This window comes from Streptomyces sp. NPDC087845 (genome assembly GCF_044742755.1).
GTDB lineage: Bacteria > Actinomycetota > Actinomycetes > Streptomycetales > Streptomycetaceae > Streptomyces.
In genome coordinates, this window is sequence record NZ_JBIUVC010000001.1 from 372,660 (window position 1) to 386,364 (window position 13,705).

Sequence of the window (13,705 nt, forward strand, 5' to 3'; positions counted from 1 at the left end):
CGACGAGGCACGTGCGAGGGGTGGGTGCGGTGCACGGGCCTGCGGGGAAAATCCGGGCAGGAGTGCCCGGGTACGCGGACCTGGGCACACCGCGACGGCTGATCGGACATGATGCCGTCATGACGACGTCGCGGGGCCCCAGACGCCCCCGGAGCGGTACCCGGCCCCTCTTACCGGCCGCCCGGCCGCCGTGGGGACACGGACTGCCGGAACCTGCGGGACCGTACTTCCTCCCCGCCCTCCCACCCGTCCCCGGGCAGCGGGCCGCGCCCCGTGTCCCGCCGCGTGCGGGCGACATGCGCCGCTATCTCGCCGTCGGTCTCGACTGCTACCTCTGCCTGGTCACCGCCGGCCTTCTGGCCCGGCCCTACGTGCACACGGCCGGGGTTCCCGAGATCGCCGGTCTGCTGCTCGGCCCGGCGCTCGCGTTCTCGTTCCTCAATCAGGTGGTCCTGACCGCCGCCGCCGGAGGCGGGGCAGGCAAGCTGATCATGGGGATACGGGTGATCAGACTGCCCGGCGCCGGGCGCCCGGGGCCCCGGCTGCTGGTGCGGCGCTGGCTGTACGGGCTGTGCCGGCTGCCGTTGCAGCCCTGGTACGTACTGCGCTCGTACCTCGCGGGACCCGGCGCCCTCCCCCTCAGCGCCTTCTGGACCAGCGGGCACACCGACCTCATGGGCCTGCGCCAGGTCCGGCGCGGCGACCTCGCCGTCCTCCGGACCGCCGCCGCCCCCTACTGAGGCCATCCGCCGCGATCGGCCGCCGGGACACCGACGGCGGTCCGGCCGCCCGCCGTAGACGGCAGGGGCCCGCCGGGCGCCCGGCGCCCGGCACGCCCCTCCTCAGGCCGCCGCGGGCGTCCCTCCGCCTTGCGATGCACCGCATCCGACGCCGCACGCCGATCCACCAGGGACTACGGGACAGCCCTCAGGGACGCGTTGTGACGGCGGGTTGAAGCCACGATGAGAGCCGGATGAGAACCCCTGCGTACGCCGGAGGCGGCGACACCGCGGGATCCGTGGGATCCGGGTGCCGCCGCCTCCGTACGGGATTCGGGAAGGGACTGCGGGAACTGCGGGAGGGGTGGGTGCCGCGGGTCAGGCCGCGGAGCCCGCCTTCCAGTCGGCCCAGCTCATGTTCCAGCCGTTGAGACCGTTGTCGGGGGTGATGGTCCGGTCCGGGGAGTTCTTGACGATGACCACGTCGCCGACGAGGGAGTTGTTGTAGAACCAGGCGGCGGGCTGGTTGGCGTCGCCCGCGCCCTTCACGTCGGCGAGGCCGACACAGCCGTGGCTGGTGTTGGCGCTGCCGAAGATCGACCGCGCGCCCCAGTAGTTGCCGTGGATGAAGGTGCCCGAGGTGGAAAGCCGCATGGCGTGCGGCACGTCCTTGATGTCGTACTCGCCGCCGAAGCCGACGGTGTCACCGTTCATCCGGGTCTCCTTGAACTTCTCGGAGATCACCATCTGCCCGTTGTACGTGGGGTTGGTGGAGGAGCCGGAAGAGATCGGGATGGTCTTGATCGTCTTGCCGTTCTGGGTGACGGTCATCGTCTTGGTGTTGGCGTCGACCGTCGAGACCTGGTTGCGGCCGACCTTGAAGGTGACCGTCTTCTGCTGCACACCGAAGACGCCGTCCGCACCCTCGACGCCGTCCAGCGCCAGCTTCAGCGTGACGGTGGAGCCGCCCTGCCAGTAGCTCTCGGGGCGCAGGTCGAGGCGCTGGGAGTTGAACCAGTGGCCGACGACCTCCTGGCCGCTGCTGGACGTCACGGTGATGCCGTCCTGGACGGCCTTCTTGTCCGTGATCGGCTTGTTGAAGTTGACCGAGACCGGCATGCCGACGCCGACGGTGGAGCCGTCCTCGGGCGTGAAGTTGCCGATGAAGCTGTTGGCGGGCGACACGGTGGTGAAGGAGGAATTCTCGTGCGCCTCGCGGCCCTTGGAGTCCTTGGCCGTCGCGCTGATCTTGTACGTGGTCGAGCGCTCCAGCTGGACGTCGGGCTTCCAGCTCTTGCCGTCGGCGGCGAGCGAGCCCTTGACCGGCGCACCGGCCGTCGTGGTCAGGGTGACCTCGGACAGCGTGCCCTTGGAGACGGTGACCTTGGCGTCGTTGTTGATGCTCGCATTGGTCGCGCCGTTCTTCGGCGCGATGGCTATCTGCGCTTCCGACGCGTCCTCTGCGGCCGCCTTGTCGACCTCGGCCGTCTGCGACTTCTTCGAGCCGTCGGCGCCACCGCCGTTCGCACTGCCGCCGTTGCAGGCGGTGAGCACCAGTACGCCGCCCAGCAGTGCGGACGCGGCCGTCAGGCCCCTGCGCCGCTTGCTTCCCGTCATCACACGCTTCTCCATCGTTGCCGAATCCCCAAAAACCCCGAGCAGAGCCACCGTCGACCGGCGGAACCCGTCAATGTTCCTAGAACCCATGGAAAGGGTCCTCCGTTCCACATCCAAGGAAGATGTGGGGAACAACACTCATCGACGCGTACGCGGCAGCGGCGGTTCCCGGCGCCGGTCGCGTATGTGCGACCGGTACGCACCACGGCCCCGGTCCGCCGGGAGCGGGCCGGGGCCGTGGCACATCGCGCCTGCTAGACCCGTTGTCCCGCACCGCCGCTCACGCCGCCGCGCTCGCCGTCGTCCACCCCATTGTGCGGGACGCCGTCGGCACCCCCCGTGCCGTCCCCCTCGCCGTTCTCCTCGTCCTCCTCCTCGGCCTCGTAGACCTCGTAGGCCTCGTCGTCCGCCTCGTCCTCGTCGTCGGGGTCCCAGGAGTCCGGGTCGGACGGGTCGTGGTCGACGAGCTCGCTGCTCCACGACGCCTGGGCGAGTTCGACCCCCGGCACCTCGCCGACCAGGTCGAACGGGTCGACGAGAGAGGCGAGGGCCTCCGCGCCGTCCTCCCGTACGGCCGCCTCGGCGCGCCTGCGCTCCTCGGCGGACCCACCACCGGGCTCCCCGTACTCGGCGGCGATGGACTCCAGTGCGGTACCGCTCAGGGCGGCGGGGTCCGTGATCTCCAACACCATGTCGACCCGAAGCCGAACAAAACGCGCTGACTCAGAAGTGCTCATGCGCCGGAGCGTAAGCGCCCCGCACGTGCGACTTTCCCGCGACCCGCTGCTTTCACTAGCATCGGCGTACAGGCCCGACTCACGGCTGTACAAAGGGGATCGATTCCGTGGCCGCTGCTCGCCGCCCGCTCCTGACCGCCACCGCCGCGGGCACCTTGCTGACCGCCCTGTGGTTCGTACCCTCCGCCAACGCGACGGACGATCCGGCCGCCGCACCGGGCGCGCAGGGCCGGCCGGCCGGCGCCGGCGGGAGCGCCGCGGCCGGTCCGGGGCTCGCCGACACCGGGACCGGGGTCGACACCACCCCGTATCTGATCGGCGGCACGGCGTTCCTGGGCATCGGCGCGGCGCTCGTCGCGCACGCGGTACGCCGCTCCGGACCGGCCCCGGTGGGCCGCGCCGACGCCCCGTCCGCCTGATGCGTCCGTTCTTCCGCCGGGTCCAGGGTCTTTCGTTTGGATCAGGCCGGATCAGGGAGCGGGGTCCGGTGCGTGCCGGGCCCCGCGAGCCCGCGTGATCCGAACGAGAGGCCCTAGGCCAGCGGTCCGGTCACCGGCTCGACCGCGGCGACCAGCCGGCCCGCCCGTACGAACGCGTCCGCCGCGGCCAGGTCCGGCGACAGGAAGCGGTCCGGCCCCGGGCCCTCGACGCCTGCCGCGCGCAGCGCCTCGATGGCGGCCTGCGAGGCGGGCGCGGGGGTGAGGCCCTGGGCGGCGCGCAGTTCGACGGCGCGGGTCGCCGCGTACAGCTCGACGGCGACGATCCGGGCGAGGTTGTCGACGGCGGTACGGAGCTTGCGCGCCGCCGACCAGCCCATGGAGACGTGGTCCTCCTGCATCGCGGAGGACGGGATCGAGTCGGCCGAGGCCGGGACGGCGAGCCGCTTCATCTCGCTGACCAGGGCGGCCTGGGTGTACTGAGCGATCATCAGGCCCGAGTCCACACCGGCGTCGTCGGCGAGGAACGGCGGCAGCCCGTGCGAGCGGTTCTTGTCCAGCAGCCGGTCGGTGCGGCGCTCCGTGATCGAACCGAGGTCGGCCGCGACGATCGCCAGGAAGTCGAGTACGTACGCGACGGGGGCGCCGTGGAAGTTCCCGTTGGACTCGACCCGGCCGTCGGGCAGGACGACGGGGTTGTCGACGGCGGAGGCCAGTTCGCGGCCCGCGACGATCGCGGCGTAGTCGAGGGTGTCGCGTCCGGCGCCGTTGACCTGGGGCGCGCAGCGCACGGAGTAGGCGTCCTGCACGCGGGGCGCCTCGTCCTCCTGGAAGTGGCCGGTGAGGCCGGACCCGGCGAGGACCCGCAGCATGTTGTCGGCGCTGACGCCCTGGCCCGGGTGCGGGCGGATGGCGTGCAGTTCCGGGGCGAGCACCTTGTCCGTGCCGAGCAGCGCCTCCAGGGAGAGGGCGGCGGTGATGTCGGCCGAGGTGTAGAGGTTCTTCAGGTCGGCGAGGGCCATGACGAGCATGCCGAGCATGCCGTCGGTGCCGTTGAGGAGGGCGAGGCCCTCCTTCTCGCGCAGCTCGACCGGGGTGATGCCGTGGGCGGCGAGCAGTTCGCCGGCGGGGCGCACGGTGCCGTCGGGGCCCTCCGCGTCGCCCTCGCCCATCAGCGCCAGGGCGCAGTGGGAGAGCGGGGCCAGGTCGCCGGAGCAGCCGAGCGAGCCGTACTCGTGGACGACGGGGGTGATGCCCGCGTTGAGGACGTCGGCCATGGTCTGCGCGACCTCGGGCCGTACGCCGGTGTGCCCGGAGGCAACTGTCTTCAGCCGCAGGAACATCAGGGCGCGGACGACCTCGCGCTCGACCCGCGGTCCCATGCCGGCGGCGTGCGAGCGGACGATGTTGCGCTGGAGCCGGCCGCGGAGCTCCTGGCTGATGTGCCGGCTGGCCAGCGCCCCGAAGCCGGTGGAGACGCCGTAGACCGGCTCGGGCTTGGCGGCGAGCGCGTCCACGATCTCGCGGGCGGCGGCGAGTGCGCCGACGGCCGCCTCGGAGAGCTCGACTCGGGCGTTGCCGCGGGCCACGGCGATGACGTCCTGGGCGGTGGTACCGGACGTCCCCACCACGACTGTGTGCATATCCATATTCAGAAGCGTACGGACTGAATCCCTTCATGTCACTAGTCGTCGTACGGTTGACCCCTTACCGATCCGTCGTACGAGCGCGGCGCGCCCCGCGCCGACCACGTGCCGGTGCGGCGCCGTACGGTCACGGACGGCTGCCGCGCAGGTGGCGGCGGTCGTGCGGAGACCTGGGCGGCGAGTCGGCCAGCCGGATCACCTCGCCGTCGCGCCCCGCCACCACCGGCTTGGCGGAACGGGCCGCCTTCGCGCGGTACTGGGCCGCGTCCGCCAGCCGGAACAGCCGCCGCGCCGACACCACCGGGCCGATCGGATCACCGGTCGACGCGATCCCGCACGCCACCCCGTCCCCCAGCTCCAACTCGGCCGCCCGCTCGCAGAGTTCACCGGCCACCCGGATCACGTCGTGCGCCCCCGGCCCCACCGCGAGCAGACAGAACTCGTCACCGCCGAGCCGGGCCGCGAGCGCACCGGGCAGCATGGCCCCACAACGGGACAGCACCGAGCCGAAACGTTCCAGCAGACGGTCCCCGACCGCATGGCCATGGGTGTCGTTGACCCGCTTGAGGCCATTGAGGTCGCACACGACCAGGCTGACCACGGCCCCGTCCACCCGGTGCCGCTCCACCGCCTCGTCGAGCCGCACGTCGACGGCGCGGCGGTTGGCCAGCCCGGTGAGCGGATCGGTGAAGGCGAGCTTGCGGACCTCTTCGAACCGTTCGCTCTGGGAGATCCCGGCGGCGACGACCGAGGCCAGCACGGTCGCGAAGTCCGCGTCCTCCCGCCCGAACACCGGCTCCCCCATCGGGCGGGCCACATACAGCTCGCCCCAGGCGCGCCCGTGCAGCACGATCGGCGCCACCACACAGCAGCCGCGCCCGCGCCGGCGCAGGGCGGCCACCCGCTGCTCGCAGTACCCGCGGCCGTACCCGCGCACCCCGGCGCACGGCATCCCGCCCGCCGGGCCGTCGGCGGTCTCCACCCAGGCATCCGGTTCGCCGCCGCCGGCCCACCGTTCGTGCAGGAACTCGGTGATCTCCGGGAACTGGTGCACCGGGTACGCCTCGTCCTCGGGGAACTCCTCCTCCCCTTCGGCCCGTTCGCCCGCGTTGACCAGCACGCGCAGCCGCCCGGGGCCGCGCTCCCACACGGAGAGCGCGGCGAAGCTGCCGCCCAACGCCTCGCACGCCCCCAGCGCTGCCGCTCGCCACGACCCCCGCGGGGTGTGCGCCGCCGCCATCGTCTGTGCAAGCGAAACCACGGCCCGCAGCCGCGCATCATCACCACCCATCACTACAGCTTATGTAGCTTTGTGGTGATTTGATCAGTTTGGGACATCGACGATATTCACTGCGTGTCTTTTTGAACGCGCAACGTTACTCACCGGGCCAGTTCGGCTTCCTCTTCTCGTTGAACGCGGCCACGCCCTCGGCCCGGTCGCCGGAGAAGGCGACCGACCGCCAGGCGGCGTCCTCGACTTCGAGACCGGCCCGCAGGTCGAGGCCGTGCCCGAGCCGCAGCGCCCGCTTGGCGGCCCGCAGCCCCACCGGGGAGTTGGCGGCGATCCGGCCCGCGAGCGCCAGCGCGGCCTCGCGGTCCCGCCCCTCCTCCACCAGCTCGTCGACCAGCCCCGCCTCGCGCGCCTCGGCCGCCTCCACCCGCCGGGCCGTGAAGACCAGCTCGGCGGCGCGCGCCGCGCCGATCCGCCGCGGCAGCAACTGCGTACCGCCGCCGCCCGGAATGACGCCGACGGACACCTCGGGCAGGCCCACCACGGCGGTGCGGTCGGCGACGATCAGATCGCAGGACAGGGCCAGCTCGAATCCTCCGCCGAGGGCGAAGCCGTGGACGGCCGCGATCGTCGGCATCGGCAGTTCGAGCACGCCGGTGTACGCGGCGCGGGCGGTGGGGCGCTGGCGCAGCAGCTCGGCGTCGGTGAAAGAGTTCCGCTCCTTGAGGTCCGCCCCCACGCAGAAGGCCCGCTCGTGGCTGGAGGTGAGGACGGCGACCCGTACACCCGGGTCGGCGGCGAGTGCGGCACAGGCGGCGGCGATCGAGCGCGCCATGTCCGTGGACACCGCGTTCATCGCCTTCGGCCGGTCCAGAACCAGTTCGGCGACGTGCTCCTGCCCCTCGTGGACCCGTACGACGACATGTTCCCCGAACCACTGCTCGGACGTGACGGTCATGACTGCACCCCTCCGGTTAACGAGCGTTACCGGAGGGATCCTATGGGGCGCCCCGCACAACGGTCCCGGGCCGGGACCGGGCCGGGACCGGGGTGAGTCCGCGCCCGGGGCCGGACGGAGGCCGGAGCCGGGGCCGGACGGAGGTGTCAGCCGACGCCGGGGCCTGGACCAGGGTGAGTCCGCGCCCCGGGCCGGACGAGGGATGGGACCGGGACCGGCTCAGGACGTGCCCCGGCGCGCCAGCAGCCAGGGCTCCACGACGCCGAGGCCGCGCACCGGGCGCTGCCACATCGGCTGCAGCCCGTAGCGGTACGCGGGCACCGCCATCGGCTCCACGCCGGCCTGGCGCTCCTTCTCGGCGACCGCGGCCTCCGCCGCCGCCTGCGCCTCGGAGGCCGGGGCGTCGCCGGTGCGGGTCAGCTCCTCCGCGAACGCCCCGTCCACCAGCACGGCGTCCTTGGGCGCTATGGAGGTCAGCCTGCTGGCGAGGTTCACCGTCGTACCGAAGACATCGCCCATTCGGGTGGTGACCGTGCCGAACGCGATGCCGACGCGCAGCGCGGGCATCGTCTCGTCCTGGGTCATCGCCTCGATCAGACGCAGCGCGATCTCGGCCGCGGTGCCCGCGTCGTCGGCGGCGAAGAGGACCTCGTCGCCGAGGGTCTTGATGAGCCGGCCGCCATGGGCGGCGACCAGGTCGGCGCAGGTGGTCTCGAACGCCTCGACCAGTTCGCCGAGCTCCTCCTCCTCCAGCCGCCGGGTCAGCCGGGTGAATCCGACGAGGTCGGCGAAGCCGACGGCCAGGCGCCGGTCGACCATCTCCTCGTCGTCGGCGGCCTGCACGACCCGGCCGGTGGCGGCGGCGAGCTGGCGCCGCCACACGTACACCAGGAACTCCTCCAGCTCCGGCAGGAGCAGCTCGACCAGCGGGTACGTGACCTCGGTCCGGGTCATTCCGGGCTCGGGCGGCTCGGTCAGCCCTTCCAGGAAGGAGTCGATCTGCCACTCCGCCAGCCGGGCGGTGGTCTGCCCGGTGGACCGGGCCACCTGGATCGCCATCGGCTCGCTGAGCAGCCCCGCCTCGACGAGGCCGGCGAGCCGGCGCAGCGCCAGCACATCGGCCTCGGTGAGCGCCCTGGCCTGTCCGATGTCGGCGAAGCCCATGGCCCGCCAGAACCGGGAGGCCAGGTCCATCGAGACGCCGGCGGTACGGGCCGCCTGGAACGGCGTGTAGCGACGGTCGGCGCCCAGGATCAGCTGCTCCAGCCGGATCGCGAGGGGGTCGTCGGTCGGTTCCGCCGTATGGTCGACTTCGTGATGCGGCGTCGGGTGGACCGAGGGTTCCGACGGGGGCTCCGCGCCCGCACCGGAGGTCGTGTCGTCGACGGTCACCAGCCGCCTCCTGCCCGTTCCCTGCGCACTGCCCTGCCGATCTGTCGGTGGATCGCCTCAACGATACGGCAGGTGTGCCGTGGCTCACGTCCCCAGGGCGTCAGGGAACGCTCCCGGGTGAGCCGGGAGCGCGGGAGGTTTCGGCCGATGGCCGGTTTTCGGGAGGGCGTGGTCCCGTGCCCCGGGTACGCGGCCGGGTGAGCCGGGGGCGCGGGGCGGGGCGGAGACGTCGCGGCGGCCCCCGCGGGCGCCCGTGCCGGAGGTACCGCGGCAGCCTCCGTGCGCACCCGGGCACGGGCACCGTGCGTACCGGGCCCGCGTCCGGGCGGCGGCAGGGGTGGCCGGGCGCGCCGTGGCGGCCGCTTCCGCGCCCTCAGGTCAGGCCGCCCCCGATCCCCCGCAGGTGCACGATGTCGCCCGCCGAAACGGGTTCCTGAAGGCCGTCGTCGGTGGACAGGACCAGCCGGCCGTCGCCGTCGACCGCCACGGCCTCGCCGATGAGTGTGCGGCCGCCGGGCAGCTGGGCCCGTACCGTCCGGCCCAGCGTCGCGCAGCCCGCCGCGTACGCCTCCTGCAGGCCGCTCGCCGCCGCGTCGCCGTCCGCGGCGCGCCACTGGCCGTACCAGTGCTCCAGCGAACGCAGTACGCCCCGCAGCAGCGTCTCCCGGTCGGTGGAGACCGCCCCGGCCAGGGCCAGCGAACCGGCCGTGGGGGCCGGGAGTTCCCCGGCGCGCAGGGAGACGTTGAGGCCGATGCCCACGACGACGCCGTCCCCGGCGCGCTCGGCCAGGATGCCGCCCGCCTTCCGCTCCTCGCTCTCCACTGTCACGAGGAGGTCGTTGGGCCACTTCAGGGCCGTGTCGACGCCCGCGGCGCGCGCCAGGCCGGTGGCCGTCGCGACGCCGGCGAGCAGCGGCAGCCAGCCCCACCGCCCGACCGGGACGCCGCCCGGCTTCAGGAGGACGGAGAAGAAGAGGCCCGAACGGGCCGGAGCCGTCCAGGTGCGGTCCAGCCGGCCGCGGCCGGCGGTCTGCTCCTCGGCGATCAGCACGGCGCCCTCGGCGAGCCCCTGCGCCGCCCGCCGCGCGAGATCGGAGTTGGTGGACCCGGTGGTCTCCACGACGTCGAGCGCGGTCCACAGCCCGCCCGGCCGCAGCAGCCCGCGGCGCAGCGCGGGGACGTTCAGGGGCGGCCGGTCCAGGTCCGACCAGCGGCTGTGAGGCGCATCCGAAGGTGTCATGCAAGCCAGACTAGGTGTGGTAAACGACGCACTGCCGAACCGTATCCACGCCGATACGCTACGGGTCAGTAGGTGTCCAGTACCTGATCAGTGGTGGTTCAGCAGCTGATCAGCAGCACAGTCGTCCCCCGTGACCAGGCAGGGAGCCGCCACCCGATGTCCGAGCCGGAAGAGATCGACATCCACACCACCGCGGGCAAGATCGCGGACCTGCAGCGCCGAATCGACGAAGCGACGCACGCAGGCTCCGCACGCGCGGTCGAGAAGCAGCACGCGAAGGGCAAGTTGACCGCCCGCGAGCGGATCGACCTCCTGCTCGACCAGGGCTCCTTCGTGGAGCTCGACGAATTCGCCCGGCACCGCTCCACCAACTTCGGCATCGAGAAGAACCGCCCGTACGGGGACGGCGTCGTCACCGGATACGGCACGGTCGACGGCCGCCCCGTCTGCGTCTACTCGCAGGACTTCACCATCTTCGGCGGCTCGCTCGGCGAGGTCTACGGTGAGAAAATCGTCAAGGTGATGGACTTCGCGCTGAAGACCGGCTGCCCGGTCATCGGCATCAACGACGGCGGCGGTGCCCGCATCCAGGAAGGCGTCGCCGCGCTCGGCCTGTTCGCCGAGATCTTCCGCCGCAATGTGCACGCCTCGGGCGTCGTCCCGCAGATCTCGCTGATCGTCGGACCGTGCGCGGGTGGCGCGGTCTACTCCCCCGCGATCACCGACTTCACCGTCATGGTCGACCAGACCTCGCACATGTTCATCACCGGCCCCGACGTCATCAAGACCGTCACCGGCGAGGACGTCGGCTTCGAGCAGCTCGGCGGCGCCCGCACCCACAACACCACCTCCGGCGTGGCGCATCACATGGCGGGCGACGAGAAGGACGCCATCGAGTACGTCAAGTCGCTGCTGTCGTATCTCCCGTCGAACAACCTCTCCGAGGCACCGGCGTTCCCGGAGGAGGCGGACCTCACCACCACCGACGAGGACCGCGAGCTCGACACCCTCATCCCGGACTCGGCGAACCAGCCGTACGACATGCACACCGCCATCGAGCACGTGCTGGACGACGGCGAGTTCCTGGAGACCCAGGCCCTGTTCGCGCCGAACATCCTCACCGGCTTCGGGCGTGTGGAGGGCTATCCGGTCGGCGTCGTCGCCAACCAGCCGATGCAGTTCGCGGGCTGCCTGGACATCAACGCGAGCGAGAAGGCGGCGCGGTTCGTCCGCACCTGCGACGCGTTCAACGTGCCCGTGCTGACCTTCGTCGACGTCCCCGGCTTCCTGCCCGGCGTCGACCAGGAGTACGGCGGCATCATCCGCCGCGGCGCCAAGCTGATCTACGCCTACGCGGAGGCCACCGTCCCGCTGATCACGGTGATCACCCGCAAGGCCTTCGGCGGCGCGTACGACGTCATGGGCTCCAAGCACCTGGGCGCCGACATCAACGTCGCCTGGCCGACCGCGCAGATCGCCGTCATGGGCGCGCAGGGTGCGGTGAACATCCTGCACCGCCGCACCATCGCCGCCGCCGAGGATCAGGACGCCACCCGCGCCGAGCTGATCGCCGACTACGAGGACACGCTGCTCAACCCGTACGTGGCGGCCGAGCGCGGCTACGTGGACGCGGTGATCATGCCGTCCGACACCCGCGCCCACATCGTGAAGGGGCTGCGCCAGCTGCGTACGAAGCGGGAGTCGCTGCCCCCGAAGAAGCACGGCAACATCCCCCTCTAGAAAGGGTCCTGGCCATGATCAAGGTCGTACGGGGCAACCCGACCCCTGAGGAGCTCGCCGCCGCACTGGCGGTGGTCCGGGCCCGCGCGGCGGCGACGTCCGAGGTGTCGTCCGGCGCGCCGGCGCTGCCCGGCCAGTGGTCCGACCCGGGACGCCTTGCCCGGCGCGGGCGCCGTCTGCCGGGGCCGCGGGCCTGGGCGCGCACGTACTGGCCCGGATAGTCGCGGCCGCACCCGTTCGCACGTGTTTCCGGAGGTCCGGGTCCGTACGGGACCCGGACCTCCGGTGCGTCCGGGCGCGATTCTGGTCCGTACGCACCAGGGCGCCTGAGTACCCGTACTCAGGCGCGGCATACGCGACCGCAGCAGGATCGGTCCCATGCTGTGGTCCGACCCCGAGAACAAGCCGCCGAAGGAACTGCGCGACGCCCAGGACATGATGCGTCGCGCGGGGCTGGTGCTTGCGCTCGCGATGGTGGTCGCGATGCTCGTGCTCGGGACGCGGTGAGGGGCACCGTCACCGGGCTCCGCCCGGCCCCTGGTCCCTGATCCCGAACCTCCCGGACCCCGGTCCCGGCCTCTGGTCCCGAACCTCCCGGACCCCGGTCCTCGAACGCCGGACGGCCGGGTTGCCGCCCGGCGGGCCGGCCGCCGCCCGTCTGCTTCTACGATGGCGCGTATGACTGATCAGCGCCGTCTCGTGCTCGCCTCCGCCTCCCCCGCCCGCCTCGGTCTTCTGCGGCAGGCCGGGTTCGCGCCCGAGGTGATCGTCAGCGGGGTGGACGAGGACGCGCTCGACGCCCCGACGCCGGCCGGACTGGCCCTCGTTCTCGCCCAGGCCAAGGCCGCCGCGGTGGCCGGCCGGCCGGAGGCGGCGGGCGCCCTGGTCATCGGGTGCGACTCGGTGCTCGAACTCGACGGCGAGGCGCTCGGCAAGCCGGCCGACGACGAGGAGGCCACCGCCCGCTGGAAGTCCATGCGCGGCCGCGCCGGGGTACTGCGGACCGGCCACAGCGTGATCGACACCGCGACCGGGCGCACGGCCTCGGCGACCGCCTCCACGACCGTCCGCTTCGGCGAACCGACGGACGCGGAGATCGCCGCCTACGTGGCCTCGGGCGAGCCGCTCCACGTTGCGGGCGCCTTCACCCTGGACGGCCGCTCGGCGCCGTTCGTCGACTCCATCGAGGGCGACCACGGCAATGTCATCGGGCTCTCGCTGCCGCTGCTGCGCCGGCTGCTGGGCGAGCTGGGGATCTCCGTCACCGAGCTCTGGGCCTGAGCCGGACCGGTGTCCCGGCCGGACCGCCCTCGGGCCGGGCCGGGCCGACCGGGTTCGGGCCCTGTACACCGTCCGGGTCAGGTCGTGGCCGGCGCGCTCGGCTCGGCGTCGCCCGCGGGCCGGTCGGCACCGGGCCCGGCCTCGGGGCCGGGGCCGTACGCCACCAGCGTCAGCACGATCAGCCCGAGCACCACCATCATGGACCCGAACGCGGCCCAGCCGACCAGACCGACCGTCAGCGCACCCAGCACCCCGTGCACCACGGCGCAGGCGATGAGGGCGATGCGGCCGATACGGCCGGGGGTCCGGTCGCGGATGCCGGTCAGCAGGAGGACCAGTCCGCACAGCAGCAGGTACAGGCCGAAGACACCGCCCATCACCCAAGTGCCGTGGGAGATGGCGGCGGGGTCCAGCCCGGCCAGTGACATGTCCTGGTTCTTGACGACCGTCGCCAGGACGGCATTGATGAACACGATGCCCACGGCTTCCACGAACAGCACGATCGCGGCCACGAACGCCACCGGTCTGCGCACCACGGTGCTCACCCCCTGTTACCTGCAGTACGTGCGACAGCGGGGACCCTACTCATGGGTAACGCGCGGGACAAGGGTGCGGCCGGCCTTCACTTCCGCCCCGCACCACCCGCGCGCGTCCGTGCGCTTCCTCTGCGCCCCCTTGTGGCGGCTCTCGTGCGTCGGGCAAAGAAT

The 13,705-nt window shown here is 72.6% G+C and carries 14 protein-coding genes; 6 read left to right on the plus strand and 8 right to left on the minus strand.

From position 1 onward, the window contains the following. The first annotated feature begins 296 nt into the window (after positions 1–296). Positions 297–740: an RDD family protein gene (locus ACIOMQ_RS01675; protein WP_401261496.1), complete on the plus strand. Its 444-nt coding sequence runs from the start codon at positions 297–299 to the stop codon at positions 738–740. A 357-nt stretch (positions 741–1,097) separates the two neighbouring features. Here the strand turns inward: ACIOMQ_RS01675 and ACIOMQ_RS01680 are convergent, their stop codons facing one another. Together ACIOMQ_RS01680 and ACIOMQ_RS01685 are read right to left on the minus strand one after the other, a co-directional pair. Continuing rightward, complete coding sequence (locus ACIOMQ_RS01680) at positions 1,098–2,351, minus strand: Ig-like domain-containing protein (protein ID WP_362206864.1); 1,254 nt, start codon at positions 2,349–2,351, stop codon at positions 1,098–1,100. Between the two features lie 239 nt (positions 2,352–2,590). After that, the gene (locus tag ACIOMQ_RS01685) at positions 2,591–3,073 is read right to left on the minus strand and encodes a hypothetical protein (protein WP_362206863.1); all 483 of its coding nucleotides are present in this window, start codon (positions 3,071–3,073) and stop codon (positions 2,591–2,593) included. A 107-nt stretch (positions 3,074–3,180) separates the two neighbouring features. Between ACIOMQ_RS01685 and ACIOMQ_RS01690 the strand changes: the two genes are divergently transcribed. Beyond that, complete coding sequence (locus tag ACIOMQ_RS01690; protein WP_402187558.1) at positions 3,181–3,492, plus strand: hypothetical protein; 312 nt, start codon at positions 3,181–3,183, stop codon at positions 3,490–3,492. 113 nt (positions 3,493–3,605) lie between these two features. On the opposite strand, the gene hutH is transcribed toward ACIOMQ_RS01690, so the two are convergent. From hutH to ACIOMQ_RS01715, 5 genes are all read right to left on the minus strand, one after another. Next, positions 3,606–5,159, minus strand: a complete 1,554-nt coding sequence (hutH, locus tag ACIOMQ_RS01695; protein WP_362206861.1) for a histidine ammonia-lyase — start codon at positions 5,157–5,159, stop codon at positions 3,606–3,608. Between the two features lie 124 nt (positions 5,160–5,283). Beyond that, the gene (locus ACIOMQ_RS01700; RefSeq protein ID WP_401261501.1) at positions 5,284–6,447 is read right to left on the minus strand and encodes a diguanylate cyclase domain-containing protein; all 1,164 of its coding nucleotides are present in this window, start codon (positions 6,445–6,447) and stop codon (positions 5,284–5,286) included. 85 nt (positions 6,448–6,532) lie between these two features. Continuing rightward, a complete protein-coding gene (locus ACIOMQ_RS01705) occupies positions 6,533–7,345 on the minus strand; it encodes an enoyl-CoA hydratase/isomerase family protein (protein WP_402187560.1) in 813 nt (270 codons plus the stop codon). Positions 7,346–7,564: 219 nt separating this feature from the next. Then, positions 7,565–8,737, minus strand: a complete 1,173-nt coding sequence (locus ACIOMQ_RS01710) for an adenylate/guanylate cyclase domain-containing protein (RefSeq protein ID WP_362206858.1) — start codon at positions 8,735–8,737, stop codon at positions 7,565–7,567. A 373-nt stretch (positions 8,738–9,110) separates the two neighbouring features. Beyond that, positions 9,111–9,977: a biotin--[acetyl-CoA-carboxylase] ligase gene (locus tag ACIOMQ_RS01715; RefSeq protein WP_362206857.1), complete on the minus strand. Its 867-nt coding sequence runs from the start codon at positions 9,975–9,977 to the stop codon at positions 9,111–9,113. A gap of 156 nt (positions 9,978–10,133) precedes the next feature. Here ACIOMQ_RS01715 and ACIOMQ_RS01720 point away from each other — a divergent pair, with 156 nt between their 5' ends. The 4 genes from ACIOMQ_RS01720 to ACIOMQ_RS01735 all read left to right on the plus strand — a co-directional run bounded on the left by ACIOMQ_RS01720 (position 10,134) and on the right by ACIOMQ_RS01735 (position 12,998). Next, entirely contained in the window at positions 10,134–11,717 is a 1,584-nt protein-coding gene (locus ACIOMQ_RS01720) for an acyl-CoA carboxylase subunit beta (RefSeq protein ID WP_362206856.1), read from the plus strand. Positions 11,718–11,731: 14 nt separating this feature from the next. Beyond that, on the plus strand, positions 11,732–11,938 hold the full coding sequence (locus tag ACIOMQ_RS01725) for an acyl-CoA carboxylase epsilon subunit (protein ID WP_402187563.1): 207 nt from the start codon (positions 11,732–11,734) through the stop codon (positions 11,936–11,938). Positions 11,939–12,095: 157 nt separating this feature from the next. Beyond that, positions 12,096–12,224: a morphogenic membrane protein MmpB gene (gene mmpB / locus ACIOMQ_RS01730; RefSeq protein WP_018519111.1), complete on the plus strand. Its 129-nt coding sequence runs from the start codon at positions 12,096–12,098 to the stop codon at positions 12,222–12,224. 162 nt (positions 12,225–12,386) lie between these two features. Then, the gene (locus tag ACIOMQ_RS01735; RefSeq protein ID WP_362206854.1) at positions 12,387–12,998 is read left to right on the plus strand and encodes a nucleoside triphosphate pyrophosphatase; all 612 of its coding nucleotides are present in this window, start codon (positions 12,387–12,389) and stop codon (positions 12,996–12,998) included. 77 nt (positions 12,999–13,075) lie between these two features. Here the strand turns inward: ACIOMQ_RS01735 and ACIOMQ_RS01740 are convergent, their stop codons facing one another. Then, positions 13,076–13,543 (minus strand): hypothetical protein, encoded by a 468-nt coding sequence (locus ACIOMQ_RS01740; protein WP_362206853.1) that lies wholly within the window; start codon positions 13,541–13,543, stop codon positions 13,076–13,078. Positions 13,544–13,705 lie beyond the last annotated feature (162 nt).

Coding starts and splice junctions, on each gene's coding strand:
- ACIOMQ_RS01675 (WP_401261496.1), top strand. CDS start 297: ATGCGCCGCTATCTCGCCGTCGGTCTCGACTGCTACCTCTGCCTGGTC.
- ACIOMQ_RS01680 (WP_362206864.1), bottom strand. CDS start 2,351: ATGGAGAAGCGTGTGATGACGGGAAGCAAGCGGCGCAGGGGCCTGACG.
- ACIOMQ_RS01685 (WP_362206863.1), bottom strand. CDS start 3,073: ATGAGCACTTCTGAGTCAGCGCGTTTTGTTCGGCTTCGGGTCGACATG.
- hutH (WP_362206861.1), bottom strand. CDS start 5,159: ATGGATATGCACACAGTCGTGGTGGGGACGTCCGGTACCACCGCCCAG.
- ACIOMQ_RS01700 (WP_401261501.1), bottom strand. CDS start 6,447: ATGGGTGGTGATGATGCGCGGCTGCGGGCCGTGGTTTCGCTTGCACAG.
- ACIOMQ_RS01705 (WP_402187560.1), bottom strand. CDS start 7,345: ATGACCGTCACGTCCGAGCAGTGGTTCGGGGAACATGTCGTCGTACGG.
- ACIOMQ_RS01715 (WP_362206857.1), bottom strand. CDS start 9,977: ATGACACCTTCGGATGCGCCTCACAGCCGCTGGTCGGACCTGGACCGG.
- ACIOMQ_RS01720 (WP_362206856.1), top strand. CDS start 10,134: ATGTCCGAGCCGGAAGAGATCGACATCCACACCACCGCGGGCAAGATC.
- ACIOMQ_RS01725 (WP_402187563.1), top strand. CDS start 11,732: ATGATCAAGGTCGTACGGGGCAACCCGACCCCTGAGGAGCTCGCCGCC.
- mmpB (WP_018519111.1), top strand. CDS start 12,096: ATGCTGTGGTCCGACCCCGAGAACAAGCCGCCGAAGGAACTGCGCGAC.
- ACIOMQ_RS01735 (WP_362206854.1), top strand. CDS start 12,387: ATGGCGCGTATGACTGATCAGCGCCGTCTCGTGCTCGCCTCCGCCTCC.